Below are 25,522 nucleotides of genomic sequence, written 5' to 3'. Positions count from 1 at the left end.
CTGCACGTTGCTGCCTGCGCCGTCTTCGCGTAGATTCGTGACGTGGATAACATGCCTTTGGATTGACATCATGATCGTCCAGAGGTCCAACGAACAAATGTCTGCAGCCTTCGGAGCCTTGCATGCCCAGACCGATCATCGCCATTCCCGCCGATATCCGCGAGTTCGATGGCACCAGCTGGCATGCGGTGCAGCTGCAATATGTACGCGCTGCCGTGAAGGCTGCGGGATTGATGGCACTGATCGTTCCCGCGCTGGAGGACGGCAACGAGGCGGACGCCATTCTCGACCGGGTGGACGGGCTGCTCGTTTCCGGTTCGGCGACCAATGTGCATCCGTCTCTCTATGGAAAAGAGGCAAAGGACAGCGACGGCCCCTTCGATCCGGCGCGCGACGCGACATCGCTGCCGCTCATCCGCCGCGCGATCGACCGCGCCATTCCGATGCTTGCTATCTGCCGCGGCATTCAGGAGCTGAACGTCGCGCTCGGCGGCACGCTTGCCAGCGAAATCCAGGACCAGCCGGGCATCTGGGATCACCGCAAGCCGCCGAATGTCGATCGCGATACCATGTATTCGATCCGCCAGAGCGTTTTCGTCAAGGAAGGCTCCTGCATCGCCCGTGCCGTTGGGTCGGGTGAAGTGCGCGTCAATTCGCTGCATCGCCAGGCGATCGCCGATACGGCACCGAGACTGCAGGTGGAGGCACTCGCGGAAGACGGCACGATCGAGGCCGTCTCCGTTATCGGCGCCAAGGCCTTTGCCGTCGGCGTGCAATGGCACCCGGAATATTGGGCGGAGACGGATTCCCCATCATTGAAGCTCTTCACCGCCTTCGGCGATGCGGTGCGCGACTATGCTGCGAGCAAGGAGCGACCTGCGGCCGCTCCGTATCAGCAAAAAGCCGTCTGATCAGCCTCGCGGCTTGACCGGCGTTTCCGGCACCGGCGTCACAGGCTCACCCTTAGCGAACCATTCGATGACGTTGTCGGCAACAAGATCGGCCATGGCATCGCGCGTCGGCACCGAGGCCGAGGCCACATGCGGCAGCAGCGAAACATTGGTCAGCGAGAGATATCCGGCTGGGACATTCGGTTCGTCGTAGAAGACGTCGAGACCGGCAGCGCCAAGTGTTCCATTGCCGAGGGCCGTTATCAGCGCATCGTCATCGACGGACCAGCCGCGGCCGACATTGATGAACACACCTTGCGGCCCAAGCGCCGAGAGGATGTCCGCATTGATGACCTTGTGCGTCTCCGGCGTCTTCGGCACGATCGAAATCAGCGTGTCCACCGACTGCGCCATCTCCAGCAGCGTTGGATAGTAGTCATAGGGCAGCGAATCGCGCGGCGTGCGCGTGTGATAGCCGATCTTCACCTTGAACGGCTCCAGCCTTCTCGCGATTTCCAGGCCGATGCGGCCGAGACCGTTGATGCCGATGCGGCGTCCTCTCATCGAAAAGGGAGAGAGCGGAAACGCCCCTTCCTTCGCCCAGCGCCCCTCGCGCAGCCAGGTCTCCGCCTTCGGAAACTGCCGCAGCGTGTTCAGGAGCAAGGCGATCGCGGTATCGGCGACCTCGTCGTTCAGGACGTCAGGCGTATTGGTAACGACGATCCCCTTCGAGGCGGCGTGCTTGACGTCTACGCCATCATAGCCGACGCCGAAATTGGCGATGACTTCGACATTCGGAAAGGCATCGATCCAGCCGGCATCGAAGCTGCCTGCAACGGCAACGCCGCGTATGCGGGCCGCGGTTTCCGCATCAACCTTCGGACCGCCATCGCGTTCGACGGAAACGATATCGAACTGGTTTCCGAGCCTTTCGAGGACACGCGGGTGTATCTTCCCCGGAACGAGGACGGCGATGCGATTATCGGACATGGATTCTTTCCTCTTGAGAGACAGTTCGGCGCCGAACCGCTGCTAGCGAGCTTTATAAGGCGCCGTCGATTGGCGGATGCGCATTTCCGGCTTGATCAGATGAATCCCGTCCGGTTCATGGCTTCCCGCCAGCCTATCCAAAAGCGCGCGCGCTGCAAGCCTTCCGACCTCGGCCTGACCGTTCCAGACGGTGGTCAGCGCCGGCGTTGCGATCGCCGCCTCCTCCAGATCGTCGTAGCCGGTGACCGAAATGTCTCGCCCGGGAACGAGGCCAGCGCGCGAAATGCCGTTCATGAGACCGATGGCGACCAGGTCATTCCAGCAGACGGCCGCCGTCGGCTTCTGCGGCAGCGACAGGAAATGCACCGCCGCCTCGAAGCCGCCCTGCTTGGAACGTGCGCCGGGAATACGCAGATTGGGATCGACCTCGATGGCCGCCTTGCGCAGCGCGTTCACATAGCCCTGATAGCGGTCGCGCCCCGTCGAAGTCTGATCGGTGCCGCCGATCATCGCTATGGAGCGGTGGCCAAGGCTGATCAGGTGATTGGTCGCAAGGGAGATGCCGTAGCTGTCGTCGCCGCGAAAAGTCGGCAGATCCAGCGCTTCGATCTGTCGCGCGACGAGGATGGCCGGCATGCCGTTTTCTTCCGCCAGCTCGAAATCTTCCGGCGGCGTCCCGATTGCCGGCGACATGATGACGCCGTCGCCACCGAGCTGCAGCAGTGTCTCGATGAAGGTCCGCTGCTTTTCGACGGAATCATAGTGATTGGAAAGGATGAAGGTGTGGCGGCTGCGATCGAGCTCGCTTTCGATCGCCTTCAGGATTTCCCCGTAGAAGGGGTTCATGATGTCATGAACAACGACACCGATGATGCCCGATCGGGATGTCCTCAGGCTCGCCGCGCGGCGATTGTAGATATAGCCCAGCGCGCGGGCCTGATCCTTGATCTTCTCGCGGGTATTGACCGCAACCAATGGGCTGTCGCGTAAGGCCAGAGATACCGTTGCCGTTGAAATGCCCAGCGTTTCCGCAATTGTAGAAAGCTTTATCTTTTGCGCCACGCGCGCCCTCCCCGTGAAACGCAGCCGTAACATATCCCGTTCGTTTTACGATTCCGGAATTTAAAATCTTTAATTAAAAGCTTTAATCACGCCGCGCAACACGAATTCTCGAGGATTCTCAGAATTCGTCTTCATCCTCGCCATCGTCGCCGGCCTGGAGATTATGCTCGATCGTCTTGAGCAGGCGCACAAGCGAGCGGATGTCTTTTTCCGAGAAACCGCGGGTCGCAAGCTCATCGCAGCTTGCCGCCGAACTTTCGATCTCGCTGACGCTGTTTCGCCCTGCTTCCGTCAGATAGACCTTGGTCAGGCGGGCATCGTCGGCATCCGGCCGCCGTTCGACAAAGCCTTGCGCCTCCATGCGGCCAATCGTGCGCGTCATCGTCGGCGCCTTGACGCCGAGCTTCTGGGCCAGCGTACCGGCCGGAAGACCATCGCTTGCCGCGAGCGCAAGAATGACACCGTCCTGTCCGGCATAGAGGCCACTCGCCGTCAGGCTGCGCGTTATCACCGTGCGCATGGACCGCGCCGCCTGCGTCAAGGCCGGCGACAGATCGGCAAGCGTGTAGTCCCGGTGATCCTTCTTCTTACCTGACTTACTTTTCTTCCCGACCTTGTTCTTTTTGCCCATCGTGATTCCGTTGACCTTTTCGCCGCTAAGTCATCACGCTATGACATTGCGCAGGTTACTGACATAAACAAGAGGTACATCCTCAGATGGCGCATCCTTTGCCATGTTTCGATGACAATGATGAAACATTGACGCCCGAAGAGCGAAGAAAATGGATCGCCGTACTGCCACTTGGCGCCTATGAGCAACACGGCCCACATTTGCCGTTCGAAACCGACGCGCTCATCGCGGGAGGAATCGTGTCGCGTCTCAAGGTTGCCTTGCCCGCAAACCTGCCGGTCACCTTTCTCGCCGTCGAGCCGGTTGGCTATTCCATCGAGCATATGGATGTCGTCGGTACGCGGACGTTGGCTTTTGACGAAGCTGTTCGGCGGTGGCTCGGCATTGCCGAGAAGATGAACAATCTCGGCATTCGTAAATTCGTCATGCTGAACGCCCATGGCGGCAACTCGCCGCTGATGACCATCGTGGCGACAGAGGCGCGCGTGCGCTTCGACATGCTGGCGGTCGCCACCAGCTGGACGCGTTTCGGCGTGCCGGATGGGCTGATCTCGCCGGACGAAAAGGCCATCGACATTCACGGCGGCGATATCGAGACATCGGTCATGCTCGCCCTCCATCCGGAGAAGGTGGACATGTCGAAGGCGTCGAATTTCCCATCGCGTCAATCCGAGTTTATCAAGGGCTTCAAACATCTGCGCGCCTACGGCCCTCACGCTTTCGGCTGGAAAATGTCCGATCTGAGCGCACAAGGTGTCGCCGGCAATGCCGGCGTCGCAACGGCGGAGAAGGGTAAACGGCTGATCGCGCACTCTGTCAAAGGTCTCGTCGAACTGCTTGAAGATGTCGACCGCTTCGATGTGTCGACGCTGTCGTGACTATGCGGTCAAATCGCCTCTCCGCAATCCAATGTGATCTTATAACATACAAAAGCCTTTGAACTGACGTCTCCAACTCCTTATATGGAACCCGACCAATATCTGCTCCCCGGGGCAACCTTCCATATTTCGAGGCTCCCATGACCGAAACAGCCACGCAAAAGCCCGTTCCCGTCACCGTTCTCACCGGCTATCTCGGCGCCGGCAAGACGACGCTGCTGAACCGCATCCTTTCGGAAAATCACGGCAAGAAATACGCCGTCATCGTCAACGAATTCGGTGAGATCGGCATCGACAACGACCTGATCGTCGAGTCGGACGAAGAAATCTACGAAATGAACAATGGCTGCGTCTGCTGCACCGTTCGCGGCGACCTGATCCGCGTCGTCGAAGGCCTGATGCGCCGTCCCGACCGCTTTGACGGCATCATCGTCGAAACGACAGGCCTTGCCGATCCGGTTCCCGTCGCCCAGACCTTCTTCATGGATGACGATGTCCGCGCCAAGACCGAGCTTGATGCCGTCGTCGCGCTCGTCGATGCCAAGCACCTGCCGCTGCGACTGAAGGACAGCCGCGAAGCCGAAGACCAGATCGCCTTTGCCGACGTCGTCGTCATCAACAAGTCGGATCTCGTAACGCCGGAAGAGCTGGCCCAGATCGAGGACATCGTCCACGCGATCAACCCGGCCGCCCGCGTCTACAAGACGACCCGCTCCGGCGTCGATCTTGCCCGCGTCCTGAACCAGGGCGCCTTCAACCTGGAACGCGCGCTCGAGAACGACCCGCATTTCCTCGAGCACGGCCATGAGGATCATGTCTGCGGCCCGGATTGCGATCATGATCACCACCACCATCATGATCATGACCACGATCATCACCACCATGATCACGATCACGACCATCATCACCACCACGCGCCTTCGCCGATCCACGACGTCACCGTGCAGTCGGTTTCGCTGCGCGGCGGCGAGATGAATGCCGAGCGCTTCTTCCCCTGGATCCAGAAGGTCACGCAGACCCAAGGCCCGAATATCCTCCGCCTCAAGGGCATCATCGCCTTCAAGGACGATCCGGAACGCTACGTCGTTCAGGGCGTCCACATGATCATCGAAGGCGATCACCAGCGCCCCTGGAAGGACGGCGAGAAGCATGAAAGCCGCCTCGTCTTCATCGGCCGCGAGCTCGACCGCGAAAAGCTGGAAGCCAGCTTCAAGGCGTGCGAGGCGTCCGCCTGATGCCGACTGTTGCTCCGCTTGATATCGACGGCCACGTTCTGGCCGTCGAATTTTTAGGTGATACCCCCTTCTTCGCCAGCGCCGCCGGTGCGATCCATCGCCTGGAAGGCGGGGAGAAGATCACCGAAGCTCATCATGGGATGCTGACCTGCATCCGCGATCCCTATAGCGAGAGCCTGATTTCCGGCGGCGAGGACGGCAAGGTCCTGCGGATCGCCTCCGATGGCAACACGACGGTACTGGCCGAAGCGCCGCGCAAATGGATCAGCCAGCTTGCAGCCGGCCCGCAAGGCGCCGTCGCCTATTCCTATGGCAAGAGCACCTTCGTACGGCTCTCCGACGGGACGACGAAAGAGTTCCCGGAAGAACGCACCGTCGAAGGCATCGCCTTCGCTCCCAAGGGCCTGCGGATCGCCGTCGCCCGCTATAACGGCGTATCCCTGCATTGGGTGGGCATGAGCGCGCCGCCGGTCAATCTCGAATGGAAAGGCGCCCATACCAGCGTCACCTTCTCGCCGGATGGCCAGTTCATCGTCACGACCATGCAGGAAAATGCCCTGCACGGCTGGAAGATGGATGCGAAGCCGGGTGCCGAAGCCCGCCATATGCGCATGACCGGCTATCCCGCCAAGGTGAAGTCGCTCTCCTGGTCCAACAAGGGCAAATGGCTTGCCTCCTCCGGCGCGCCAGCCGCTATCGTCTGGCCCTTCCAGGGCAAGGATGGCCCGATGGGCAAGGCGCCGCTGGAGCTCGGCACACGCGCCAACATCATGGCGACCTCGGTGAAATTCCATCCCGTCGAGGATATTCTCGCCATCGGCTTCATCGACGGCATGATCCTCGCGGTCCGCATCGGCGACGCCAAGGAAGCGCTTCTGCGCCGGCCCGGCAAGGGTGCGATCACATCGATGAGCTGGAGCAAGTCCGGCAAGTTGCTCGCCTTTGCCTCCGAAGCCGGCGACTGCGGCGTCGTGGATATTTCCGGTTAAAGCGATTCCAGGAAAAGTGCGCAGCGGTTTTCCGTCCGGTATTGCTTGAAAACAATGAGATGCAGAGAGATAGGATCATGCTCCAGCCAGGAACGGCAGTTGCCGGCGATATACCTGCCCCAGCCGAAAACGTCTGGGATGTGATCCGCTGCGAAGCAGCCGAGCTTGCTGCGCGCGAGCCGACGCTCGCTCCTCTGCTGCGGGCGCAATTGCTTGGCGGGAACTCCGATGCTGAAAGCCTTGCCAGCGTACTGGCGGCACGGCTCTGCGTTGTCAGGATCGAGCATGGCGACATGCTTTCGCTGCTGTCCGACGTGCTGGTGCGATATCCTGCCATCCTGCAGGCGACTGAAGCGGATCTCGTTGCCGTGCGAACCCGCGACCCTGCCTGCACGACCTATCTGCATGCCCTTTTGAACCTGAAGGGCTTCCATGCCCTGCAGACACACCGCATCGCCCATGCGCTCTGGACGGAGGGCCGCAAGGAAATCGCAAGCTGGCTCGCCAACCTCGTCTCGCTCGTCTTCGGCCCGGATATCCATCCGGCCGCGAAGATCGGAACCTCGATCATGCTCGACCACGGCTCGGGCATCGTCATCGGCGAAACCGCCGTCATCGAGGATGAGGTCTCCATCCTGCAGAACGTCACGCTTGGGGGCACCGGCAAGGAGAGCGGCGACCGTCACCCGAAGATCCGCCACGGCGTCATGATCGGCGCCGGCGCGAAGATCCTCGGCAACATCGAAGTCGGCGCCTTCAGCAAGGTTGCCGCGGGCAGCGTCGTGGTCAAACCCGTGCCGCCGCATTGCACTGTCGCCGGCGTCCCGGCCGTGGTCGTGCGCATCCATCGTGCCGACGAGATTCCGGCCGAGACGATGGATCAGAATATCTAGATCATCGAAAGACGGTGGCCGCCTTGAGGCCTACCGGGCCGTTTCGAAGCGTGAGCGCGTGGTGGCCCCTACCCGTGGCATAAGGTAGCATCGTAGACACGACGGCCGGGCATCTTCCCCCTTCTTTCTGCCCGACACAGCAGAATCAATAGATTGCCGGAAACAAGGCAGCGAGAGCGATATCTCCTCTCCGCACCCTTCATGGAACTGTCATACTCCATTGATAGCTCGAAAGGGTTCTCTATGCCCGGCGTGGCGCAAATGCGCCGGAGCAATGCCCCCACTCGAAGAGGATATGAAGATGACCAGTCTTTCACATCGCGCCGCCCTTATAGCCGGCAGCGCGCTTGGCCTTGTTTTGCTCTGTTCCACCTCCGGTGCCGCTGACTTGAGCCCAGCACCGAATACTGCGACTCCCATCAAGCATCTTGTCGTGATCTTCCAGGAAAACGTCTCCTTCGACCATTATTTCGCGACCTACCCCAAGGCAGCGAATGTCGACGGCGAACCGACGTTCAAGGCGGCCGACAACACGCCGACAGATATCAACACGCTCGCCAATGCCGGTCTTCTCGACAACAATCCGAACAAGACCAACACGGCAAACGGCGCCGATGCGGCTGCCCCCTTCCGGCTCGATCGTACGCAGGCGGCAACCCAGTCACAGAACCATGGTTATACCGCCGAACAGGCCGCCTACAACAACTTCGCCATGGACCTTTTCCCGGCCAACACCGGCCGCGGCACCAAGGGTGCTGCCGGCGCCTTCGGCACGAAGGGGCAGGTCATGGGCTATTACGATGGCAACACCGTCACGGCCCTTTGGAATTATGCCCAGCACTATGCGCTGAGCGACAATTCCTTCTCCACCAATTTCGGCCCCTCGACCCCGGGCGCGCTGAACCTCATCTCCGGCCAGACCAACGGCGCCATCCTGCCGCCCGGCTATACGCTGGAAAATGACGGCACCTATTCGAAGGGCCGCATCGTACCTGACGGCAATGGCGGCTGGACTGCGATCAGCGACTTCGATCCGACCGGCGACGTCTGCTCGGTCGGCCAGACGGCACTGATGTATGGCAAGAACATCGGCGACATGCTGAACGAGCACAAGATCACCTGGGGCTTCTTCGAGGGCGGTTTCGATCTGACGGCGACCAACCCGGACGGCACGACAGGTTGCAAGCGCGCGACCACGTCGACCATCACCAAGGTCAATTACACCGACTACATTCCGCATCACCAGCCATTCCAGTACTATGCCTCTACCGCCAACCCGACACATGCGCGCCCCTCTTCGGTAGCGGCGATCGGGACGACCGATGCGGCCAATCACCAGTATGACATGACCGACTTCTATGCGGCGCTGAAGAACGGCAACATGCCCACGATCAGCTTCCTGAAGGCACCTGCCTATCAGGACGGCCATGCCGGCTATTCCGATCCTCTCGACGAACAGGAATTCGTGACGCAAGTGGTCAACACCGTGCAGAATTCGCCGGATTGGAAGGACACCGCCATCATTATCCTCTATGACGATTCCGACGGCTGGTATGACCATGCCCATGCGGTCGTCAATCCATCGAAAATCCCCGTCAAAGGCTACGACGTGCTGAGCGGCGACAGCTGTTCAACCGGCACTGCCTTGCCCGGCGTCAACGGCCAGCCGGCGCAGGGACGCTGCGGCTACGGCACACGCCAGCCGCTGCTCGTGATTTCGCCTTATGCCAAGGTCAACTTCGTCGACCACACGCTGACCGATCAGACCTCCGTTATGCGCTTCATTGAGGACAACTGGATGGCCGGCGCCCGCCTTGGCGGCGGCTCCTTCGATGTGCTCTCGGGCTCGCTGAACACCATGTTCGACTGGTCCAAGGGTGACGTGCCGAAGCTGCTCCTCGATCCGAAGACCGGCAATCCGGCATCGTAAAACCATAAGGGAGACGGAAATGTCCCTGACCTATCGCCGTCTCCTGCCGCTCCTCGCACTCGCGGGCCTCTCGCTCGCGGGTGCGGCTGTGGGCATGGCAAGCGAGTCGGCCATAAACGTCACAGCGACTGACGGCTATGATGACCAAGCACCGCTGAGCGCGGTTGCGCAACTCGGCAAGAAGCTGTTTTTCGATCCGTCGCTCTCGGGCGGCGGCCAGATGTCCTGCGCGACTTGCCACGATCCGGCCAATCACTATGCGCCGGCCAATGGCCTCGCCGTCCAGCTCGGTGGCCCGCATCTCGATCAGCCGGGCATCCGTGCGGTGCCAAGCCTCGCCTACAAGATTTCGACGCCTTCCTTCTCGATCGGAGAAGGGAGCGCTGCCGACGAGGCCGTGGAAGCCTCGCCCATGGCCGAAGCATCGGGCGTGGCTCTCGCCAATGCCCCCGCCGCCGTTGTTGGTCCCCTAACGGCACAGGCCGCCGTCAAGGCCGATGCAGCAGCGGCCAATCTCGTGCCGCAGGGCGGCATGTTCTGGGATGGGCGCATCGATTCGCTGGAGGAACAGGCCCTGCAGCCGATGATCTCGCCCTTCGAAATGGCGAATGCCGATACGGCCACCGTCTATGCCAAGCTGAAGAAGGGATACGGCAAGGATATTTCGGCGCTCTTCGGCGACAATATCCTCAACGATCAGGACATGACGATCTCCGAGATCGGCTTTGCGCTCGCCCGCTACCAGATCGAGGAAAACTCCTTCCATCCCTATACCAGCAAGTATGACTACTATCTGCGCGGCAAGGCGGTGCTGACGGATGCGGAAGCGCGGGGTCTGAAGCTGTTCGACGATGCGAACAAGGGCAATTGCGCCTCCTGCCATCTCGATAAGATGACCGGCGACGGGCAGATGCCGAATTTCACCGATTTCGAATTCGAGGCTTTGGGCGTGCCTCGCAACCTAGCCATTCCGGCCAATGCCGATGCGCATTACTATGACACCGGCATTTGCGGCCCGCTGCGCAACGATACCTACTCCGCACAGCAGCAGAATTGCGGGCTCTTCAAGACGCCGACGCTGCGCAATGTCGCCACCCGCCACGTTTTCTTCCACAATGGCGTCTACCGCACACTGGAGGATGTCACCCGCTTCTACGTCAAGCGCGATACCAATCCGGAGGAAATCTATCCGAAGGATGCGAGCGGCAAGGTGCTGAAATATGATGACCTGCCGGCGCGGTATCAGGCCAATATCGATGTCATCGACGCGCCGATGAACCGCAAGCTCGGCGATGCCCCTGCCCTGACTAATGCCGAGATCGCCGACGTCGTCGCTTTCCTGAAAACGCTGACGGATGGATACGACCCGGCGAAGGACAACGTGAAGGCAGCCAAATAAAAAGGCCTCCGTCCGGACGGGCGGAAGCCTTATATACTTCGGGATGTTCGGGCGCTTTACGCAGCCTTTGATATCGGCGGCTGCGCGAGCTTGCGGCCGCTGGCGACGATCATGCCGGCGGCGCTATCGAGCCAGCCTTCCTTGAGCTCGAGAGCCAGGAAGCGCTCGCGCTGGAATGGACCTGGCATGACAAGATGGCGGGTCTTTGCGGCAAAGAAACCAAAGCGCTCATAATACGGCGCATCGCCGACGAGCAGGATCGCGCCGTGACCGCGCTTCTTGGCTTCCATGATGGCGGCGCGCATCAGCGCCGAGCCGATGCCCTTGCCTTCATAGGCGGGATCGATCGCCAGCGGACCGAGCAGCAGCGCATCGACCGGACGGGTTTCGCGATCGACGCCGGCTTCGACGTTCCAGAGGCGAACCGTGCCGATAACATGGCCAGCGCGATCACGCGCGACCAGTGCCAGGCCCTCAGCCGGCACGCGGCCCTGGCGGAGCTTCTCGGACGACTTCTTGCGGCGGTCGGGACCCATGGCGCGATCCAGAAGGTTTTCGCGCGCAACGACATCGCCTGCATTTTCCAGGTCGAGGGTGAAAGTGGACGGCGCAAAGAATGCGCGGACAGAATCAAGAACAGCGGCCATCTCGGCCTCCCGTGCCCAATACCGTTATCAGCGGTGCTAATGGGAATTGTGAGTGTGCCGCCCCGGCTGGCTACGGGGGCGGCTTTGTCAGACCTTAGATGATATAGGCCTTCAGCGGATCGAAACCGTTGAACGCCACAGCCGAGTAGGTCGTGGTGTAGGCGCCGGTGCCTTCGATCAGGACCTCGTCGCCGATGGTGAGCGATACCGGCAGCGGATAGAGGTTCTTCTCGTAAAGCACGTCGGCCGAATCGCAGGTCGGGCCGGCAATGACGCAAGGCTCCATTTCGTCGCCGTCACGCGTCGTACGGATCGGATAGCGGATCGCTTCGTCCATGGTTTCAGCCAGACCGCCGAACTTGCCGATGTCGAGGAAGACCCAGCGAGCGGCATCGTTGTCCGACTTCTTGGAAATCAGGACGACTTCAGCCTTGATCACGCCGGCATTGCCGACCATGCCGCGGCCCGGCTCGATGATCGTGTGCGGGATCTGGTTGCCGAAATGGGCACGCAGAGACGCAAAGATCGCCTTGCCATAGGCTTCGGCGGAGGGAACGTCGCGCAGGTACTTGGTCGGGAAACCACCGCCCATGTTGACCATCTGCAGGTGGATGCCCTGCTTGGCGAGCGAGACGAAAACGCGCTTGGCATCGGCAAGAGCATCGTCCCAGGCATCAACCTTGGTCATCTGCGAGCCGACGTGGAAAGACACGCCGTAGGATTCCAAACCCAGCTGATGCGCGTAGACGAGAACGTCGACGGCCATCTGCGGAACGCAGCCGAACTTGCGCGACAGCGGCCATTCGGCGCCTTCACCATCCGTCAGCACGCGGCAGAACACGCGGGCGCCGGGAGCGGCACGCGAAATCTTTTCGACTTCCTCATGGCTGTCGACGGCGAAGAGGTTGATACCGAGCGCATGCGCACGGGCGATATCGCGCTCCTTCTTGATGGTGTTGCCAAAAGAAATGCGGGCCGCGGTCGCACCGGCATCGAGCGCCATTTCGATTTCAGCGACGGACGCGCAATCGAAGTTGGAGCCGAGGCTTGCGAGCAGACGCAGCACTTCCGGAGCTGGATTGGCCTTGACGGCGTAGTAGATGGCGCTGTCCGGCATGGCATGGCGGAAGGCGTGAAAATTGTCGCGGACAACATCGAGATCGACCACCAGGCAAGGACCGTCCGGACGTCGGGTAGCGAGGAAATCGCGAATACGTTGCGTGGTCATGTCAATTCCCTTTCAATTCCAAAGGCTCCGGGGAAAACCCAGAGGACAAAGGGCGACGCTCATTTGCTCAGGAACCAGCCGGTGGAGACCCCGGTACCATGCAAATGCGCGAAGCGCGGATGATGAACGAGTGCCGCAAGCGGCGCTAATTCGCTTTGTCTGCCATGGATTGGAGGGAATATCCCAACCGCACTTCCGGCAATGAAGGTGTGCCTCTTCAGTATCCCCGGCTGATGGAAAGCCGGGAGAGAACAAAAAGGCCCGCACCGTCGTTGCTTCAGATGTCCTCGCATTTTTCGGTTGGCCGAAATAGCGACTGGAGGGGTTAGTTCCAGGTACCTTACCGATTTTCTCACCACATCGAGGATCGGCGGACACCCACGGGCACGTGCGACTTTGGGCTGATCGGGAAATAGGAATATTCGCCGTAATAATCAAGAAAATTTTTCAGCCATGCCCGAAAAAAATAATTGAACAAATCAAAGCATTTTGTTCAACATCCGGAAACAGTTAGCGGGAGGCTTCAGCATGGACACTTTGACCCGGATTCGCGCCTTTATCGACGTGGTCGAAGCCGAGGGATTTTCGGCGGCTGCGCGCAAGACCGGCCGCTCCAAGGCGCTGCTGTCCAAATATGTCCGCGAACTGGAAGACGAGCTGGGCGCGCTGCTCTTGAACCGCACCACGCGTCAGTTCTCCATGACGGAGGCCGGTCATACCTATTATCGCACCGCCTCCGATATCCTGAAGGAGATCGACAATCTCGCCGACCTCGTGCGTGAGAACAATCAGCAGCTCAAAGGTCGGCTGCGCGTTTCCGTGCCGCGCACCTTCGTCGATGCCGATGTCGGGCAATCGCTGATCGACTTCGCCAAGGAGAATCCCGATCTCGCACTGGAGATCGCCGCCGACGACCGTTTCGTCGATCTGATCGAGGAAGGCTTCGATGTCGCCGTGCGCATCACCAAGCTTGAAGACTCCGGCATGATCGCCCGCAAGATTTCCGATTTCCGCGTCCATCTCTGCGCAACCGAGGCATTTCTTCAGCGCTATCCGACGCTGGAACATCCGACTGACCTTACGCGCATTCCCTTCATCATCGACACCAACACCCGCTCGCAGGGCACTATTCGCTTCGTCGATGCCGACAGCACGACCTTCAACGTCGCCATCAACGGCACGCTCGAGGTCAATAGCCCGCATGCGACGCTGCGTGCAGCACTCGCCGATCTCGGCGTTGCCATTGTCCCGGATTTCATCGGCCGCAAGGCGATCGAAAGCGGACAGTTGCTGACGCTGTTCAACGATTACCTTCCGACGGATCGCGGCATCTATGCCGTCTATCCGCATCGCCGCTACCTCCCCGCCAAGGTGCGCATCTTTGTGGATTACCTGCACAACTGGTTCCGCAAGAACGGCTGAACGGCCGAGGTTGGTTGGCCGGTCCCAATTCCGTCTCATTTCCTGACCAGAAAACGAAGTGAATCAATGCTCGCGAAATCTATCGGACGCATGAGAAAATCCACGACCGCCTACGCTGTTGCCCTGACCGGCGGCCTGTTGCTCGTGCCGGCCACAGCATCGGCGCATCCGCATATTTTCGTGGAAGCCCGCCTGGAAGTGCTGGCCGGCACGGATGGCAACGTGCAGGAACTGCGCAATGTCTGGCGTTTCGACGAAGTGTTCTCCTCCTCCGTCCTCATGGATTTCGACAAGAACACCAACCTCAAGCTCGATCCCGACGAGCTGAAAGAGGTTGGCAAGACGGTGCGCGAGTCTCTGGCGGACTACGATTATTATGCAAACCTGACGCTCAATGGCAAAGCAATCAAGGTGAACAAGCCCGATGTCATCAATGTCGACTTCCGCGATGGCCAGCTCCTGATGTTCTTCGCCGTCAAACCGGCCGAGCCGATGCCGCTCGCCAAGGGCAACAAGCTGAGCTTCGGCATCTACGACCCGACGCTCTATACCTCGATCGATTTCCCGAGCGACAATGAATTGGTGACGGAGGGCGACGCCTTCAAAAGCTGCACGCATAAGGTCGTCCGGCCCAATCCGGATGAAGTCATTGCCGAGAACAAATCCACCTTGACGGATGCCTTCTTCAACGATCCGACGGGAACGACCATGTCGAAACTCTTTGCAACGCGGATAGATGTGCAATGCTGATTTCGCGACTAGAGAAGCTCGTCCCCGCGGCAATATTCGCCCTTCTGGCGGCAGCCAGCTTCGCCCATGCCGCAGGCTCGCCACTTGGCATTGGCACGGCCGAGCCGAGCTTCCAGCCGATGGGCGGGCCGCTTGCGCCGATCTTCCTCTATGTGAACTACGAGCAACAGGCTTTCTACCGTGCGCTCACCAAGTCCATCGAAGCCATGCGCCAGGACCCATGGCAGCTCTGGACGCTGATCGGCCTTTCCTTCGCCTATGGCATCTTCCACGCAGCCGGGCCGGGCCATGGTAAGGCTGTGATTTCTTCCTACATGGTCGCCAACGAGATCGAGCTGAAGCGCGGCATCGGCATCTCCTTCGTCTCTGCGCTCATTCAGGGCCTCGTTGCCGTCCTCGTCGTCGGCGCCGCCTATTTCGTCCTGCGCGGTTCCGGCATCACCATGACGATGGCGACCAATGCTATGGAGATCACAAGCTTCATCATGGTCATCCTGTTTGGCAGCTGGCTCTTGTTCCGTAAGCTGCGGGCGATGATGCAGAGCCGGGCGCAGCGTCAGGAAATGCAGCTCGCGACATCGGCGGGGCCAATCAGCCTCTCGCTGTTCGAGGAAGCCGCAACGGGCACGGATTCGGCAAGAGGTTTTGCGCGCAGCAGCGCCGCGATACCCGCTGCCAGCGGCTATCAATGCTATGATCCCGCCCATAAGACCAGCGACGGCGCTTACTGCGAGACCTGCGGCCACGCCCATCTTCCCGATCCGAAGATGTTGTCGAACGAAAAGTTCAGTGCTCGCGAAGCCTGGTCCGCCATCGCCGCAGTCGGCCTGCGTCCGTGCTCGGGCGCGCTGCTGGTCATGACCTTTTCGATGCTGAACGGGCTCTATCTCGGTGGACTGCTGTCCGTGCTGGCCATGTCGATCGGCACGGCGCTCACCGTTTCGCTGCTCGCCATCATCGCCGTCTTCGCGAAAGGCACCGCCGTCCGTTTCACCGGCAAGGGCTCGAGACTTTCGGTTTGGGTGAGCAACGGCATCGAAATTCTCGGCGCGCTGCTCGTCATCTGCACGGGCATCATTCTGCTCGGGGCCTCGCTGCAGAACTGAGCGATTTTCCGAAAGAATTCAGAAGAGAGCCTTGCCTCGGAGCTTACGGCCCATTGCGCCGCTGATAGCGCGCTCGCATCCAGAACACGAAGAAGAAGGCCAGAATGACCAGCACGCCGAAGCCGGTGCCGAGCCATGGTGAAATGTCTCCGAGCCAGACGATGACATTCGGCATCAGGTAAAGAACGGCTGTCGCGACCAGCAAAATAATACCAGCCGCGATCGCCGCTGAGCGGGTTTCGCTTTTCTTGTCCGTCAATGTAGCCATCCTTGACGCCCTGACATGAGTTCCGGCGAAGGCTTAGGCCAGCTGCCAATCAAAGGCAACCGGCCCTATCAATCACAGCTGAACTTTGGCGCCCGCAACCGTCGCTTCGATATGATCGACCAGCGCATCGGCTAGGCCGAGCCTTCCAGCCAGCAGATCGAGATAACCGCGCTCGGCCCGTGAATCCGGCTCGATCGCCAGTCGCGACGCGGTATAGACCTGCACGCGCTGTTCTTCGGTCTTCGCCGAAGCGACGATGGCATCGAGATCGACGGGATCGGCGAGCTCGCGCTGGAAGAAAGCTTCCGCCTCGGCCCCGACGCCGGCCTCCTGAACCTTGCCGAGAATACGCTGACGTTCGGTATCATCGATATGGCCGTCGGCGCGGGCGGCAGCAATCATGGCGCGCACCAGGGAAAGCGCAAAATCATTGCTGGCAATCGCCGGCGACGTGCTGAAACCTGAATCTGTCGGCGGCGGCAGAAATTGCGGCTCGGCCTGAGGCGTGGATTTCGGCGCCGGCTGCGGCTGGTTGCCATCGCGATAATTCTTGTAGGCCTGATAGCCGAGGCCCGCGATGGCAGCGAGACCGCCGAGCGCCAGCGCATTTCCGGCGACCTGACGCCCCGTCTTCGTCCCCAGCAGCACACCGGCAATCGCACTCGTCGCCATCGGATTGTCCCTGGCGAGATTGATGGCCTGCGTTGCCCTGTCTTTCACGGTTCCTTGCATTCCTGGAACCTGTGATCCAAGGAATTGGTCAAGAAGCTTGCGGGCGTCGATCATATGGATGGTCCTCCGTCCTTGTGATGGTGAAGGGGAGATAGGAAGCGCAACTGCAAATACCAATCCAGGTCATGCAAAAAGGCGCGCGAAAAGCTCCACGCGCCTTTCAAATCGAATTCGACAGGCTGCGTCTCAGCCTTTGAGTGCTGCTGCCTCTGCGGCGAGCTTGGTGATCCCGGCCCAATCGCCTGATGCAACGAGTTCCTTCGGCGCAACCCAGGAGCCGCCGACACAGATGACGTTCGGCAGCGACAGGTAGTCATGAGCGTTCTTCAGCGAAATGCCGCCGGTCGGGCAGAAGACCGTGCCGGCGAGCGGTGACGACAGAGCCTTGAGATAGGAAGCACCGCCTGCCTGCTCTGCCGGGAAGAACTTCAGTACCGTATAGCCCTCTTCGCGCAGCGCCATGACTTCGCTTGCGGTAGCGGCACCCGGCAGCAGCGGCACATCCGAGGAGCGCGCAGCATCGAGCAGTTCCTGCGTCGTGCCGGGGCTGACGATGAACTTCGAACCGGCTTCGACAGCCGCGTCCCATTGTTTGACATTGAGGATCGTGCCGGCGCCGACTTCTGCACCCTCGACCTCGTCGGCCACGGCGCGGATGGCGTCGAGCGCACCGGCGGTGCGCAGCGTGATCTCGATGGCCTTGAGACCGCCTGCGACGAGCGCCCGGGCGAGCGGCACGGCAGATTTCGCATCATCGACGATCAGCACCGGAACGACGGGCTGCAGTTTCAGGATGGAAAGAAGCTTCTCGGTTTTCTCGCCCATGGTCGGAGCACTCCCCTTAAAACGATTGAAATCCGGCTTTCGAATAGCCTTCCCGAAGGTGCTTGTCGAGACAAAAGCTCGCTTTAAATACGACGGGTAGGAAATTGCGGCAACTTGCTATAGTTTGTCTCAATCTGTGCCGGTGGAGCATGTCAAACGCATGGCAAAAGAGATCGAGCGAAAGTTTCTGGTGCGCGCCGATCATTGGCGGGATTCCGTTTCGGAGCGGCTGATCCTGCGACAGGGATATATTGCCTCCATGGCGGACCGTTCCGTGCGCATACGGCTGGCGAACGACACCAAGGCAACCTTGACGATCAAGATCGGCAAGGCAATGACCAGGGACGAATTCGAATATGAGATCCCCGTCGACGATGCGGAGGAATTGCTGGAAACGGCGATCGGCCTCGTCATCGAGAAGACCCGCCACAAGGTGCAGTTCAAGGGCTTTACCTGGGAAGTGGATGTCTTCCGCGGCGCCCATCGCGGCCTCGTCATCGCTGAAGTGGAAATGGACGACGAAAGCGACAATCCGGAACTGCCGGACTGGATCGGACGTGAGGTGACAGGCGAATACCGCTATTCCAACCAGGCCCTCGCGACGCAGTTCGAGCAGGAGTACGATGAGCTATCGCATACGGCCTGACCGAGCCCTTGATGACGAGGTGCACAAAGCAGCCGCGCATCAACTCGGCAAAGCAATGGCCGTATTGACGGACAGGCCGCAGGGCCTGCACGAAGCGGTTCACGCCGCCCGCAAGAACATCAAGCGCGTGCGGGCGCTCTACCGGTTGGTAGCTCCGGTCGCGCGCGAATTTCAGCTGCGGGAAAATGACCGGCTTCGGAATGTAGCGCTCACACTTTCCGGGGTGCGCGACGCAACCGCGTTGATCGAGATCAGCCATTATCTTCAGGCAACCGCTGCATCGGCGGAGGAACTGCATGCGCTGGCTCGCGTGAGCGATCTGCTGACCGCGAGACGCGACCGTATGGCGGAAGCCGAAACAGATCTCGAAGACAAGGCACGAGCAGCAGTCGCCACATGTGCGGAGGCACGTGAGGCGTTGAAGGAAATATCCTTCAACTGCGGCCGGCGCGACACGGCGCGTCTTTTTCAGAAAAGCTGGCGGAAGAATGTCCGCAAGGCGATAGAGGCGCTGTCCGACTGCCATGCGGAAGCGGCGCACGTCGAGAGCTTTCATGATCTGCGCAAACGCAGCCAGGACTACTGGATGCATCACATGTTGCTGCGCGATGTCTGGCCAGCCGCCATGCATGCCAAGCAACTGGAGGCCAAGGCCTTGGTCGACGTGCTCGGCCGCTATCTCGACATGTCGATATTGGCCGATGTCGCCGACCGCGAGCCGCATCTCTTCGACAGGAGCGACGATCACGCCCGCCTGCTGGAAGCGATCATTTCCCGGCAGCAGACCGCGCGTGAGGAGACGCTGGACCGAGCCCGTTGGGTCTTCGCCGACAAGCCGGGAAACGAGGCGCGGACTATCAAGCACCTTTGGCTGGAGGCGGCGGACTGACCGGGCCACGCCCCCGGCTCAGGCAGTTCAATCGGCATGGCCCCCAGCCGTTCCTTTAGGCACGCCACGCATCCGCCGAACCAAGCCCCACTTGCGCGAGATAGCCTTCCAGCATCGCGATGTCGTCGGCCGCAGCGATCGCGCCGATATATCCGTCCGGCCGCACGAGCACCCATTCGCCGGAGGAGAGAGCGTAGATGTCGCGAAGATAGCCCTCGGCGTCGACCATATCGCCTGACGAGCCGAAAGTATGAATATGCAAGCCCGCGCGCGGCGGCACCGATCCCCGCTGCACCCCGTAGCCGAGCAATGTCCAATGCGCGCCTCGGAACAGATTGAACAGCCGTTTCGGCTGGCCGGCAACGCCGCGGATCGGCGCGTCAGGGGCTCGGTCGCCGGCGGACAGGCGACCGCTGCGCCCCAGCGTTTCGAGCGCGAGCGAGGACGAAGGATAACCTATATCGAGCTGACGCACCTCGCGACCGCGCCGCATCTTGCCCTGTTTCTGGTCATCGAGAAGCCTTGTCGACAGACCGAGCATCGCTGCCGCGATGGGCTGACGCTCCTCCTCATAGCTGTCGAGCAGCTTATCGTTGGCTCCATTGGCGGCCGCAGCCAGCTTCCATCCGAGATTGTAGGCATCCTGCACGCTGGTATTGAGGCCCTGGCCGCCGGTCGGTGGATGAATATGGGCGGCATCACCGATGAGAAACACGCGACCGACACGATATCGATCGGCCAGACGCGCATTCATGTTGTAGGCCGACGACCACGACACGGATTGGATATGGATATCGTCGCGCCTGGTGCGCTCCGCCACCATGGCTTCGAGCCCTTCGGCAGAGAGGTCGATATCACCGTCAAGAGGGATCGGCCCCTGTATCTGGAACATCTCGGTCCCGGCGAGCGGGCAGAACATGATCTGCCGCGACATGTCGCCGTCGTTGAAGCGATGCCAGGCATCGCGCGTGAGACCGGTCAAAATGACATCGGCCACGATCGCACGGACGCCGAGGGTCTTGCCCGGAAAGTCGATATCGAGGGCATGGCGAACGAAACTGCGGCCGCCATCAGCGCCGACGAGCCAACGCACCCGGAGAGTTTCCTCTCCAGCCTTGCCCGAGAGACGCGCCGTCACGCCGCTCGGGTCCTGCTCGAAACCAACCAGTTCGCAGCCGAATTGCGGCCTATGGCCAAGCTCAAGCAACCTCTCGCGCATCACCTTTTCGGTTAGGAATTGCGGTATCATCAGCGGCAGATGATAAGGTTCTGCCGGTGTGGGGTCCTCATGCTCGGTGATGTCGGACTCGGTAAAACTGCCGTCGTCGCGATATCGCCGCTCGGGTGGATAGAGGCCGCCGGCCGCGACGACCCGGTCGAGAATGCCGAGATCCTCGAAGATTTCCTGGGTTCGCGGCTGAATACCCTTGCCGCGCGAACCACGGAAAGGCCCTTCCATCTTTTCGATCAGACGGAAGGAAATTCCCCTCCTTGCCAAATCGATGGCCAGCGCCAGGCCGGCCGCACCCGCGCCGCAAATCAGCACATCGGCTGCAAATTGCTCTGTCATTTCCATCTCCATATGTGTAATATGCACATATTAAAAGAAGGGTGATGCGGTGTCAACAAGAAGCTTGCAAAATACACATATCAGCAGTCAGCTACGCGAACTCCATAGCGCGCTGGTCGAAATCGTTGGCGTCATGAACCGGCCACAGCGCGATGAGGCGATGATCAAGGAGGCGGGCATCTCCCTCGACCGCGCACTGTTTTCCCTGTTGGTTTTGGTGGAACGGCTCGGCCCCATCGGCGTCGTCGAACTGGCCGATCGCGTCGGGCGCGACTACACCACCGTCAGCCGCCAGGTTGCGAAGATGGAGGGGCTTGGGCTTATCAGCCGACGGGAGAACGCGATCGATCGCCGCCTTCGCGAGGCCGTCATCACCGAACAGGGAAAGGTGATGACCGATCGCATCGATGAGGCGCGCGAGAGGATCGCCCGGTCCATTTTCGCCAAATGGGATGACCAGGATATCGAGGACCTTGTGCGCCTCATGCGCAGGTTTGCCGACGACATCAAGGATGATGTGCCGCCTGCACGATAGGCTCATCTTGAAATGCCTTCCTTCGACGTCGTAGGTGACACCGATCGGGCAGAATGGCGAAGACGCGGGCTGCGGCGCAAATCCCGATTGCCTGAAAGCTCACAAAATTGTATTTCACCGGCATGACCGACATGCTTCCAGATCCACGGCGCGACGCGACCGGCGCATTCCTCGTTGCCGCGCTTTATCATTTCGTTTCCTTTCAGCGCTTCGAAAGCCTGCGCGAGCCGCTGCTTGCGCTCTGTGAGGAAAAGGGCGTCAAGGGCACGCTGCTGCTGGCACATGAAGGGATCAACGGCACGATTGCCGGCACGGATGCCGCCATCGGCGCCGTGCTCGCCTTCCTGCGCGCCCAGCCGGAATTTGCCGGCCTTGAACACAAGGAAAGCCGAGCGTCGAAAATGCCGTTCGTGCGCATGAAGGTAAAGCTGAAGAGAGAGATCGTCACTATGGGCGTCGAGGATATCGACCCCACCAGGGTCGTCGGCACCTATGTCGCGCCGAAGGACTGGAACGCGTTGATCTCCGACCCCGACACCATCGTCATCGACACCCGCAACGACTATGAGACTGCCATCGGGGTCTTCAAGGGTGCGGTCGATCCGAAGACGAAGACCTTCCGCGAATTTCCCGATTGGGTGCGCGACAATACTGGCCTGCACAACAAGCCGAAAATCGCCATGTACTGCACCGGCGGCATCCGCTGCGAGAAGGCGACCGCCTTCATGAAGCAGCAGGGCTTCGACGAGGTCTATCACCTCAAGGGCGGCATCCTGAAATATCTCGAGGAAGTGCCGGCAGAAGAGAGCCTATGGGAAGGCGCCTGCTTCGTCTTCGACGAGCGTGTCTCCGTCGAACATGGCCTGAAGGAGGGCAATCACAAGCTCTGCCACGCCTGCCGCAACCCCATTACATCGGAAGAAGTGACCTCACCCTTTTACGAGGCCGGCGTCTCCTGCAGCCATTGCTATCATGAGCGCAGCGAAGAGGATCGCGAGCGTTACCGCGAAAGGCAGCGCCAGATCGCGCTCGCCCGCAAGCGCGGCCACGAGCATATCGGCTAAAGCATTTTCGGAGGAACTGTGCTGCGGCCTTCCCTGGGGAAAGCGCCAATGCTCCACGCGTATCAGGCGGCGGCGTGCTCTTTGTCCGCTGCCGCGGCTATCTGCACGGCGAGCCGCTTGCTGATCTCGGCGTCCGGCATTGGCTTGCCGTAGAAATAGCCCTGCAGCTCGTCGCAACCGAAGCCCGCAAGCGCCCTTCCCTGCTCCTCGGTTTCTATCCCTTCGGCCGTGACGGGAATGTCGAGTGACCGGGCCAGCGCCACGGTCGCCTTCACCATCTCGCGGGCGCGGTTGTCTTCCAGCACATTCATCGTCAGCGATCGATCGATCTTGATGCGGTCGAACCCGAACTGGCGCAGATAGCCGATGGAGGAGAAACCCGATCCGAAGTCGTCGAGCGCCACCTTGACGCCGAGCCTCTTCAACCGCTCGATCGATTGACGGGTACGCTCAGGATTTTGAATGATATAGCCTTCGGTGATTTCCAGCGTCACACGCTCGGCTTCGATTTCAGTACTGTTAAGCACGCTGCGGACATAATCGGCGAAGGCGGGATTGCGGAACTGGCCGGGCGAAACGTTGACGGCGATACGCAGATCCGGCCAATGTCTTGCCGCCTCGCAGGCCTTGCGCAGGACGAGCAGGCCCAATGCCTCGATTAGGCCGCTGGTTTCGGCAATCGGAATGAAGGCCTCTGGCGAAATCGGCCCGTGGCCGGCACGGTTCCACCGCACCAGCGCCTCGACGCCGATCATCTCGCAGCTCGATGCATCGACCAGCGGCTGATAGGCGAGCGTCAGTTCCTCCAATTCGATCGCGCGACGCAGATCGAGCTCCAGCGCGTTGCGTTCCTCGCGATGGGCATCCATGGCGGTGTCGTAGCAAGTCATGCGAGCGCGGCCGGCTTCCTTGGCCTTGTACATAGCAAGATCGGCACGCCGCACCAGTTCCTCCCTGTCGATACGACCTTCAGGCGAGCTTGCGATGCCGATGCTGGCACCGACGACCACCACGCGACGGCCAATTTCCAGCGGTTCGGCAAGGAAATCCAGGATCTGCTCCGCCAACCGCAAAGCCGGAGCGTCATTGAGTTCCCTCGTCGGGAAGGCGATGGCGAACTCATCGCCACCAAGGCGCGCCAAGGCTGCCTGCGGCGGCACGAGCACCTTGAGCCCGGCGGCCACCGCGCGGATCAGCTGATCGCCGGTGCCATGCCCATAGGCGTCGTTGATTTCCTTGAAACCATCGAGATCGAGGTAGAGAAGCAGGACATTGGTACCATCGGAGCGCGCCCGCTCGACCAGGCGATCCACATCGAGCCGCAATCCCTCGCGGTTGAGGAGCCCGCTCAGCCGATCGCGAAGAGAAACCTGGCGCGCCTGAACCTCTTCCGCCCGCAGCCGGCGCCCCGCCATCAATCCCAGGATCAAAAGCACGATGAAGAATAGACCCACCAGACCGAGCGCTCCGAGAACCAGCGGGCGGACCTGCTGATAGCTCATGTCCCCCGGCTGGCGCGAACTCCACACCAGCCGCCCCAGCGATTTGCCGAGCGGATCGACGATGGAGACGGCATAGCGGGCCACGGTTTCCGGCGGCACCAGCCTCAAGCCGCTGATGACATAGGTATTCGAGAGCATCTTGATCCGGTCGGCATCGAGGTAGCGGACGAGGATCAGATAGCGCCGATGCCCTTCTGGCACCGGAATGCGACCGGATCTTTCGCGGATCGTCGCGGCACCGGCCACCGCGATACCATCCCGGGTCATGATATAGCTCGAGGCTTCCGGCACCCCGGTCACACGTGTCGCGCGCGCCTGATCGACGAGCGCCCAGACCGCGGTGCCAAGGACCTCCTCTATATTGCCAGTCAATGGTTCACCGTCATGATAAGCAACGATCGGCTTGTTGTTGTCGTCGACGATGACGGCAGTGTCGAACAGCGCACCATTGGAGGAAATGTCGCCGTAATTGCCGGCGATCCAGCCTTGATTGTCGGTTCCGTAAATGCTTCGCACCGCGTCATTGCGGGCGGAATGGTCGTGCAACGTCGCTTCCAGTTGTCCCTGAAAAGTCTTCAGTGCACCGACGGTCGTCTCCCAGGAGCGCTCGTCATCCAGCTTATTGGAATAATCGGCGACGCGGCCGATCGCGGTAAGAACCATCAAGGTCACGACGGCAACGATCAATGCAAAGCAAACCAAAACGGCCGTCACGATGGAATGACGACCGATCTGTGTATTTTTGCGCAATGACCTGAAAGCTGCTCCCAACGCCTTTTCTCCTTGGCGAATAAGTCTGCCGTCAGGTCTTCAATAAACGGTTAAGGCGAATTGGAGATTCCTACAGGAAATAGTTGTAGATCTGCCGAAACCGGAAGAATTCATGCCTTCGTGGCAATCGCCTGCGCGAAACGGCGGAGACTTGCGGATAAAAGGCCGCTTTCGCGCACTTCCAGCAGCATTGCGGCCTGTATCTCATCGCTCTTGCCAGCAACCGGGAGACGCAAGAAGGCGTCTTCAACGATATGCAGCGACATGGTCTGCAAGACATCGGTGAGCTGTGCCAATACGAGATCGCCGCGATGCGACGCGTGAGCAAACATCAGCGGCTTGAACGGCACCTCGTCCCGCGACACCAGCCAGTCCAGCGCGTTCTTGAAGCCGCCGGGTATGCCATGGGCATATTCCGGACAAGCGACGATCAAACCGTCTGCCTTGCGGATCTCGGCCGCAAATCTCTGAACGATAACTGGAGTTCGCTCACCCTCATTATCCGGATTGAAGACCGGCAAGTCGCCGATCAGATCGCAAATCGCTATGGTGATGCCTTCGGGGCAGGCGAGCTGCAGCGCCTCCAGCAGCCTGCGGTTGGCTGAGGCCCGCCGCTGGCTGCCGCAAAGCGCATAAAGAAAAATCGGCCGCTGAGTCATACATGCTGTCT

General features: G+C 60.5%; 25 protein-coding genes. 14 read left to right on the top strand and 11 right to left on the bottom strand.

The annotated features are described in order from the left end of the window. Positions 1 to 122 precede the first annotated feature (122 nt). Positions 123 to 911 carry a gamma-glutamyl-gamma-aminobutyrate hydrolase family protein gene (locus FHT73_RS20490; RefSeq protein WP_112335167.1) on the top strand — a complete coding sequence of 263 codons (789 nt, stop codon included), beginning with the start codon at positions 123 to 125 and terminating at the stop codon, positions 909 to 911. Here FHT73_RS20490 and FHT73_RS20485 read toward each other — a convergent pair whose 3' ends face one another. The 3 genes from FHT73_RS20485 to FHT73_RS20475 form a co-directional block, all read right to left on the bottom strand. Then, the gene (locus FHT73_RS20485) at positions 912 to 1,880 is read right to left on the bottom strand and encodes a 2-hydroxyacid dehydrogenase (RefSeq protein WP_183714324.1); all 969 of its coding nucleotides are present in this window, start codon (positions 1,878 to 1,880) and stop codon (positions 912 to 914) included. Between the two features lie 42 nt (positions 1,881 to 1,922). Further along, positions 1,923 to 2,942 carry a LacI family DNA-binding transcriptional regulator gene (locus FHT73_RS20480; RefSeq protein ID WP_112335169.1) on the bottom strand — a complete coding sequence of 340 codons (1,020 nt, stop codon included), beginning with the start codon at positions 2,940 to 2,942 and terminating at the stop codon, positions 1,923 to 1,925. Between the two features lie 118 nt (positions 2,943 to 3,060). Beyond that, the gene (locus tag FHT73_RS20475) at positions 3,061 to 3,573 is read right to left on the bottom strand and encodes a MarR family winged helix-turn-helix transcriptional regulator (RefSeq protein WP_112400693.1); all 513 of its coding nucleotides are present in this window, start codon (positions 3,571 to 3,573) and stop codon (positions 3,061 to 3,063) included. 86 nt (positions 3,574 to 3,659) lie between these two features. Here FHT73_RS20475 and FHT73_RS20470 point away from each other — a divergent pair, with 86 nt between their 5' ends. From FHT73_RS20470 to FHT73_RS20445, 6 genes are all read left to right on the top strand, one after another. Continuing rightward, positions 3,660 to 4,451 (top strand): creatininase family protein, encoded by a 792-nt coding sequence (locus FHT73_RS20470; RefSeq protein ID WP_183714321.1) that lies wholly within the window; start codon positions 3,660 to 3,662, stop codon positions 4,449 to 4,451. A 140-nt stretch (positions 4,452 to 4,591) separates the two neighbouring features. Next, positions 4,592 to 5,686: a GTP-binding protein gene (locus FHT73_RS20465; protein ID WP_112400695.1), complete on the top strand. Its 1,095-nt coding sequence runs from the start codon at positions 4,592 to 4,594 to the stop codon at positions 5,684 to 5,686. After that, the gene (locus FHT73_RS20460) at positions 5,686 to 6,675 is read left to right on the top strand and encodes a WD40 repeat domain-containing protein (protein WP_183714318.1); all 990 of its coding nucleotides are present in this window, start codon (positions 5,686 to 5,688) and stop codon (positions 6,673 to 6,675) included. Before FHT73_RS20465 ends, FHT73_RS20460 begins: the two co-directional genes overlap by 1 nt. A 77-nt stretch (positions 6,676 to 6,752) precedes the next feature. Then, positions 6,753 to 7,568, top strand: coding sequence for a serine O-acetyltransferase (gene cysE / locus FHT73_RS20455; RefSeq protein WP_183714315.1), 816 nt, complete (start codon positions 6,753 to 6,755; stop codon positions 7,566 to 7,568). A 301-nt stretch (positions 7,569 to 7,869) separates the two neighbouring features. Continuing rightward, positions 7,870 to 9,498 (top strand): alkaline phosphatase family protein, encoded by a 1,629-nt coding sequence (locus FHT73_RS20450; RefSeq protein WP_183714312.1) that lies wholly within the window; start codon positions 7,870 to 7,872, stop codon positions 9,496 to 9,498. Between the two features lie 19 nt (positions 9,499 to 9,517). Further along, complete coding sequence (locus FHT73_RS20445) at positions 9,518 to 10,897, top strand: cytochrome c peroxidase (RefSeq protein ID WP_183714309.1); 1,380 nt, start codon at positions 9,518 to 9,520, stop codon at positions 10,895 to 10,897. Positions 10,898 to 10,953: 56 nt separating this feature from the next. Here the strand turns inward: FHT73_RS20445 and FHT73_RS20440 are convergent, their stop codons facing one another. Together FHT73_RS20440 and odc2 are read right to left on the bottom strand one after the other, a co-directional pair. Continuing rightward, the gene (locus FHT73_RS20440) at positions 10,954 to 11,544 is read right to left on the bottom strand and encodes an N-acetyltransferase (RefSeq protein ID WP_112602865.1); all 591 of its coding nucleotides are present in this window, start codon (positions 11,542 to 11,544) and stop codon (positions 10,954 to 10,956) included. 94 nt (positions 11,545 to 11,638) lie between these two features. Further along, positions 11,639 to 12,772 carry an ornithine/lysine decarboxylase gene (odc2, locus tag FHT73_RS20435; RefSeq protein WP_112335175.1) on the bottom strand — a complete coding sequence of 378 codons (1,134 nt, stop codon included), beginning with the start codon at positions 12,770 to 12,772 and terminating at the stop codon, positions 11,639 to 11,641. A 528-nt stretch (positions 12,773 to 13,300) separates the two neighbouring features. Between odc2 and FHT73_RS20430 the strand changes: the two genes are divergently transcribed. The 3 genes from FHT73_RS20430 to FHT73_RS20420 all read left to right on the top strand — a co-directional run bounded on the left by FHT73_RS20430 (position 13,301) and on the right by FHT73_RS20420 (position 16,050). Continuing rightward, a complete protein-coding gene (locus tag FHT73_RS20430; RefSeq protein WP_112602869.1) occupies positions 13,301 to 14,194 on the top strand; it encodes a LysR family transcriptional regulator in 894 nt (297 codons plus the stop codon). Between the two features lie 90 nt (positions 14,195 to 14,284). Continuing rightward, complete coding sequence (locus FHT73_RS20425) at positions 14,285 to 14,944, top strand: DUF1007 family protein (RefSeq protein WP_183714306.1); 660 nt, start codon at positions 14,285 to 14,287, stop codon at positions 14,942 to 14,944. After that, the gene (locus tag FHT73_RS20420; RefSeq protein WP_183714303.1) at positions 14,938 to 16,050 is read left to right on the top strand and encodes a nickel/cobalt transporter; all 1,113 of its coding nucleotides are present in this window, start codon (positions 14,938 to 14,940) and stop codon (positions 16,048 to 16,050) included. Before FHT73_RS20425 ends, FHT73_RS20420 begins: the two co-directional genes overlap by 7 nt. A 43-nt stretch (positions 16,051 to 16,093) precedes the next feature. Here the strand turns inward: FHT73_RS20420 and FHT73_RS20415 are convergent, their stop codons facing one another. From FHT73_RS20415 to FHT73_RS20405, 3 genes are all read right to left on the bottom strand, one after another. Then, complete coding sequence (locus FHT73_RS20415; RefSeq protein WP_183714300.1) at positions 16,094 to 16,309, bottom strand: hypothetical protein; 216 nt, start codon at positions 16,307 to 16,309, stop codon at positions 16,094 to 16,096. 81 nt (positions 16,310 to 16,390) lie between these two features. Continuing rightward, positions 16,391 to 17,104 (bottom strand): tellurite resistance TerB family protein, encoded by a 714-nt coding sequence (locus tag FHT73_RS20410; RefSeq protein ID WP_183714297.1) that lies wholly within the window; start codon positions 17,102 to 17,104, stop codon positions 16,391 to 16,393. A gap of 132 nt (positions 17,105 to 17,236) precedes the next feature. Further along, positions 17,237 to 17,875: a 2-dehydro-3-deoxy-phosphogluconate aldolase gene (locus tag FHT73_RS20405; RefSeq protein ID WP_112602879.1), complete on the bottom strand. Its 639-nt coding sequence runs from the start codon at positions 17,873 to 17,875 to the stop codon at positions 17,237 to 17,239. Positions 17,876 to 18,035: 160 nt separating this feature from the next. On the opposite strand from FHT73_RS20405, the gene FHT73_RS20400 reads away from it, so the two are divergent. After that, on the top strand, positions 18,036 to 18,521 hold the full coding sequence (locus tag FHT73_RS20400; RefSeq protein ID WP_183714294.1) for a CYTH domain-containing protein: 486 nt from the start codon (positions 18,036 to 18,038) through the stop codon (positions 18,519 to 18,521). After that, positions 18,499 to 19,410: a CHAD domain-containing protein gene (locus tag FHT73_RS20395; protein WP_183714291.1), complete on the top strand. Its 912-nt coding sequence runs from the start codon at positions 18,499 to 18,501 to the stop codon at positions 19,408 to 19,410. The genes FHT73_RS20400 and FHT73_RS20395 overlap by 23 nt, the downstream gene beginning before the upstream one ends. Positions 19,411 to 19,465: 55 nt before the next feature. Here FHT73_RS20395 and FHT73_RS20390 read toward each other — a convergent pair whose 3' ends face one another. Continuing rightward, positions 19,466 to 20,980 carry an FAD-dependent oxidoreductase gene (locus FHT73_RS20390; RefSeq protein ID WP_112602885.1) on the bottom strand — a complete coding sequence of 505 codons (1,515 nt, stop codon included), beginning with the start codon at positions 20,978 to 20,980 and terminating at the stop codon, positions 19,466 to 19,468. A 49-nt stretch (positions 20,981 to 21,029) separates the two neighbouring features. Here FHT73_RS20390 and FHT73_RS20385 point away from each other — a divergent pair, with 49 nt between their 5' ends. Then, positions 21,030 to 21,515 (top strand): MarR family winged helix-turn-helix transcriptional regulator, encoded by a 486-nt coding sequence (locus FHT73_RS20385; RefSeq protein WP_112602887.1) that lies wholly within the window; start codon positions 21,030 to 21,032, stop codon positions 21,513 to 21,515. A gap of 122 nt (positions 21,516 to 21,637) precedes the next feature. After that, positions 21,638 to 22,579: a rhodanese-related sulfurtransferase gene (locus FHT73_RS20380; protein ID WP_112603045.1), complete on the top strand. Its 942-nt coding sequence runs from the start codon at positions 21,638 to 21,640 to the stop codon at positions 22,577 to 22,579. 62 nt (positions 22,580 to 22,641) lie between these two features. Here FHT73_RS20380 and FHT73_RS20375 read toward each other — a convergent pair whose 3' ends face one another. Both FHT73_RS20375 and FHT73_RS20370 read right to left on the bottom strand, forming a co-directional pair. Continuing rightward, positions 22,642 to 24,852 carry an EAL domain-containing protein gene (locus tag FHT73_RS20375; protein WP_112602889.1) on the bottom strand — a complete coding sequence of 737 codons (2,211 nt, stop codon included), beginning with the start codon at positions 24,850 to 24,852 and terminating at the stop codon, positions 22,642 to 22,644. 110 nt (positions 24,853 to 24,962) lie between these two features. After that, positions 24,963 to 25,511 carry an NADPH-dependent FMN reductase gene (locus FHT73_RS20370; protein WP_112602891.1) on the bottom strand — a complete coding sequence of 183 codons (549 nt, stop codon included), beginning with the start codon at positions 25,509 to 25,511 and terminating at the stop codon, positions 24,963 to 24,965. Positions 25,512 to 25,522: the final 11 nt, after the last annotated feature.

This window comes from Rhizobium sp. BK098, assembly GCF_014193155.1.
Classification (GTDB): domain Bacteria; phylum Pseudomonadota; class Alphaproteobacteria; order Rhizobiales; family Rhizobiaceae; genus Rhizobium.
This window is presented reverse-complemented; position numbering and strand designations above follow the sequence as displayed.

Coding starts and splice junctions, on each gene's coding strand:
- FHT73_RS20370 (WP_112602891.1), bottom strand. CDS start 25,511: ATGACTCAGCGGCCGATTTTTCTTTATGCGCTTTGCGGCAGCCAGCGG.
- FHT73_RS20440 (WP_112602865.1), bottom strand. CDS start 11,544: ATGGCCGCTGTTCTTGATTCTGTCCGCGCATTCTTTGCGCCGTCCACT.
- FHT73_RS20430 (WP_112602869.1), top strand. CDS start 13,301: ATGGACACTTTGACCCGGATTCGCGCCTTTATCGACGTGGTCGAAGCC.
- FHT73_RS20450 (WP_183714312.1), top strand. CDS start 7,870: ATGACCAGTCTTTCACATCGCGCCGCCCTTATAGCCGGCAGCGCGCTT.
- odc2 (WP_112335175.1), bottom strand. CDS start 12,772: ATGACCACGCAACGTATTCGCGATTTCCTCGCTACCCGACGTCCGGAC.
- FHT73_RS20395 (WP_183714291.1), top strand. CDS start 18,499: ATGAGCTATCGCATACGGCCTGACCGAGCCCTTGATGACGAGGTGCAC.
- FHT73_RS20445 (WP_183714309.1), top strand. CDS start 9,518: ATGTCCCTGACCTATCGCCGTCTCCTGCCGCTCCTCGCACTCGCGGGC.
- FHT73_RS20390 (WP_112602885.1), bottom strand. CDS start 20,980: ATGACAGAGCAATTTGCAGCCGATGTGCTGATTTGCGGCGCGGGTGCG.
- FHT73_RS20460 (WP_183714318.1), top strand. CDS start 5,686: ATGCCGACTGTTGCTCCGCTTGATATCGACGGCCACGTTCTGGCCGTC.
- FHT73_RS20485 (WP_183714324.1), bottom strand. CDS start 1,880: ATGTCCGATAATCGCATCGCCGTCCTCGTTCCGGGGAAGATACACCCG.
- FHT73_RS20475 (WP_112400693.1), bottom strand. CDS start 3,573: ATGGGCAAAAAGAACAAGGTCGGGAAGAAAAGTAAGTCAGGTAAGAAG.
- FHT73_RS20490 (WP_112335167.1), top strand. CDS start 123: ATGCCCAGACCGATCATCGCCATTCCCGCCGATATCCGCGAGTTCGAT.
- FHT73_RS20425 (WP_183714306.1), top strand. CDS start 14,285: ATGAGAAAATCCACGACCGCCTACGCTGTTGCCCTGACCGGCGGCCTG.
- cysE (WP_183714315.1), top strand. CDS start 6,753: ATGCTCCAGCCAGGAACGGCAGTTGCCGGCGATATACCTGCCCCAGCC.
- FHT73_RS20465 (WP_112400695.1), top strand. CDS start 4,592: ATGACCGAAACAGCCACGCAAAAGCCCGTTCCCGTCACCGTTCTCACC.
- FHT73_RS20420 (WP_183714303.1), top strand. CDS start 14,938: ATGCTGATTTCGCGACTAGAGAAGCTCGTCCCCGCGGCAATATTCGCC.
- FHT73_RS20400 (WP_183714294.1), top strand. CDS start 18,036: ATGGCAAAAGAGATCGAGCGAAAGTTTCTGGTGCGCGCCGATCATTGG.
- FHT73_RS20410 (WP_183714297.1), bottom strand. CDS start 17,104: ATGATCGACGCCCGCAAGCTTCTTGACCAATTCCTTGGATCACAGGTT.
- FHT73_RS20470 (WP_183714321.1), top strand. CDS start 3,660: ATGGCGCATCCTTTGCCATGTTTCGATGACAATGATGAAACATTGACG.
- FHT73_RS20380 (WP_112603045.1), top strand. CDS start 21,638: ATGACCGACATGCTTCCAGATCCACGGCGCGACGCGACCGGCGCATTC.
- FHT73_RS20405 (WP_112602879.1), bottom strand. CDS start 17,875: ATGGGCGAGAAAACCGAGAAGCTTCTTTCCATCCTGAAACTGCAGCCC.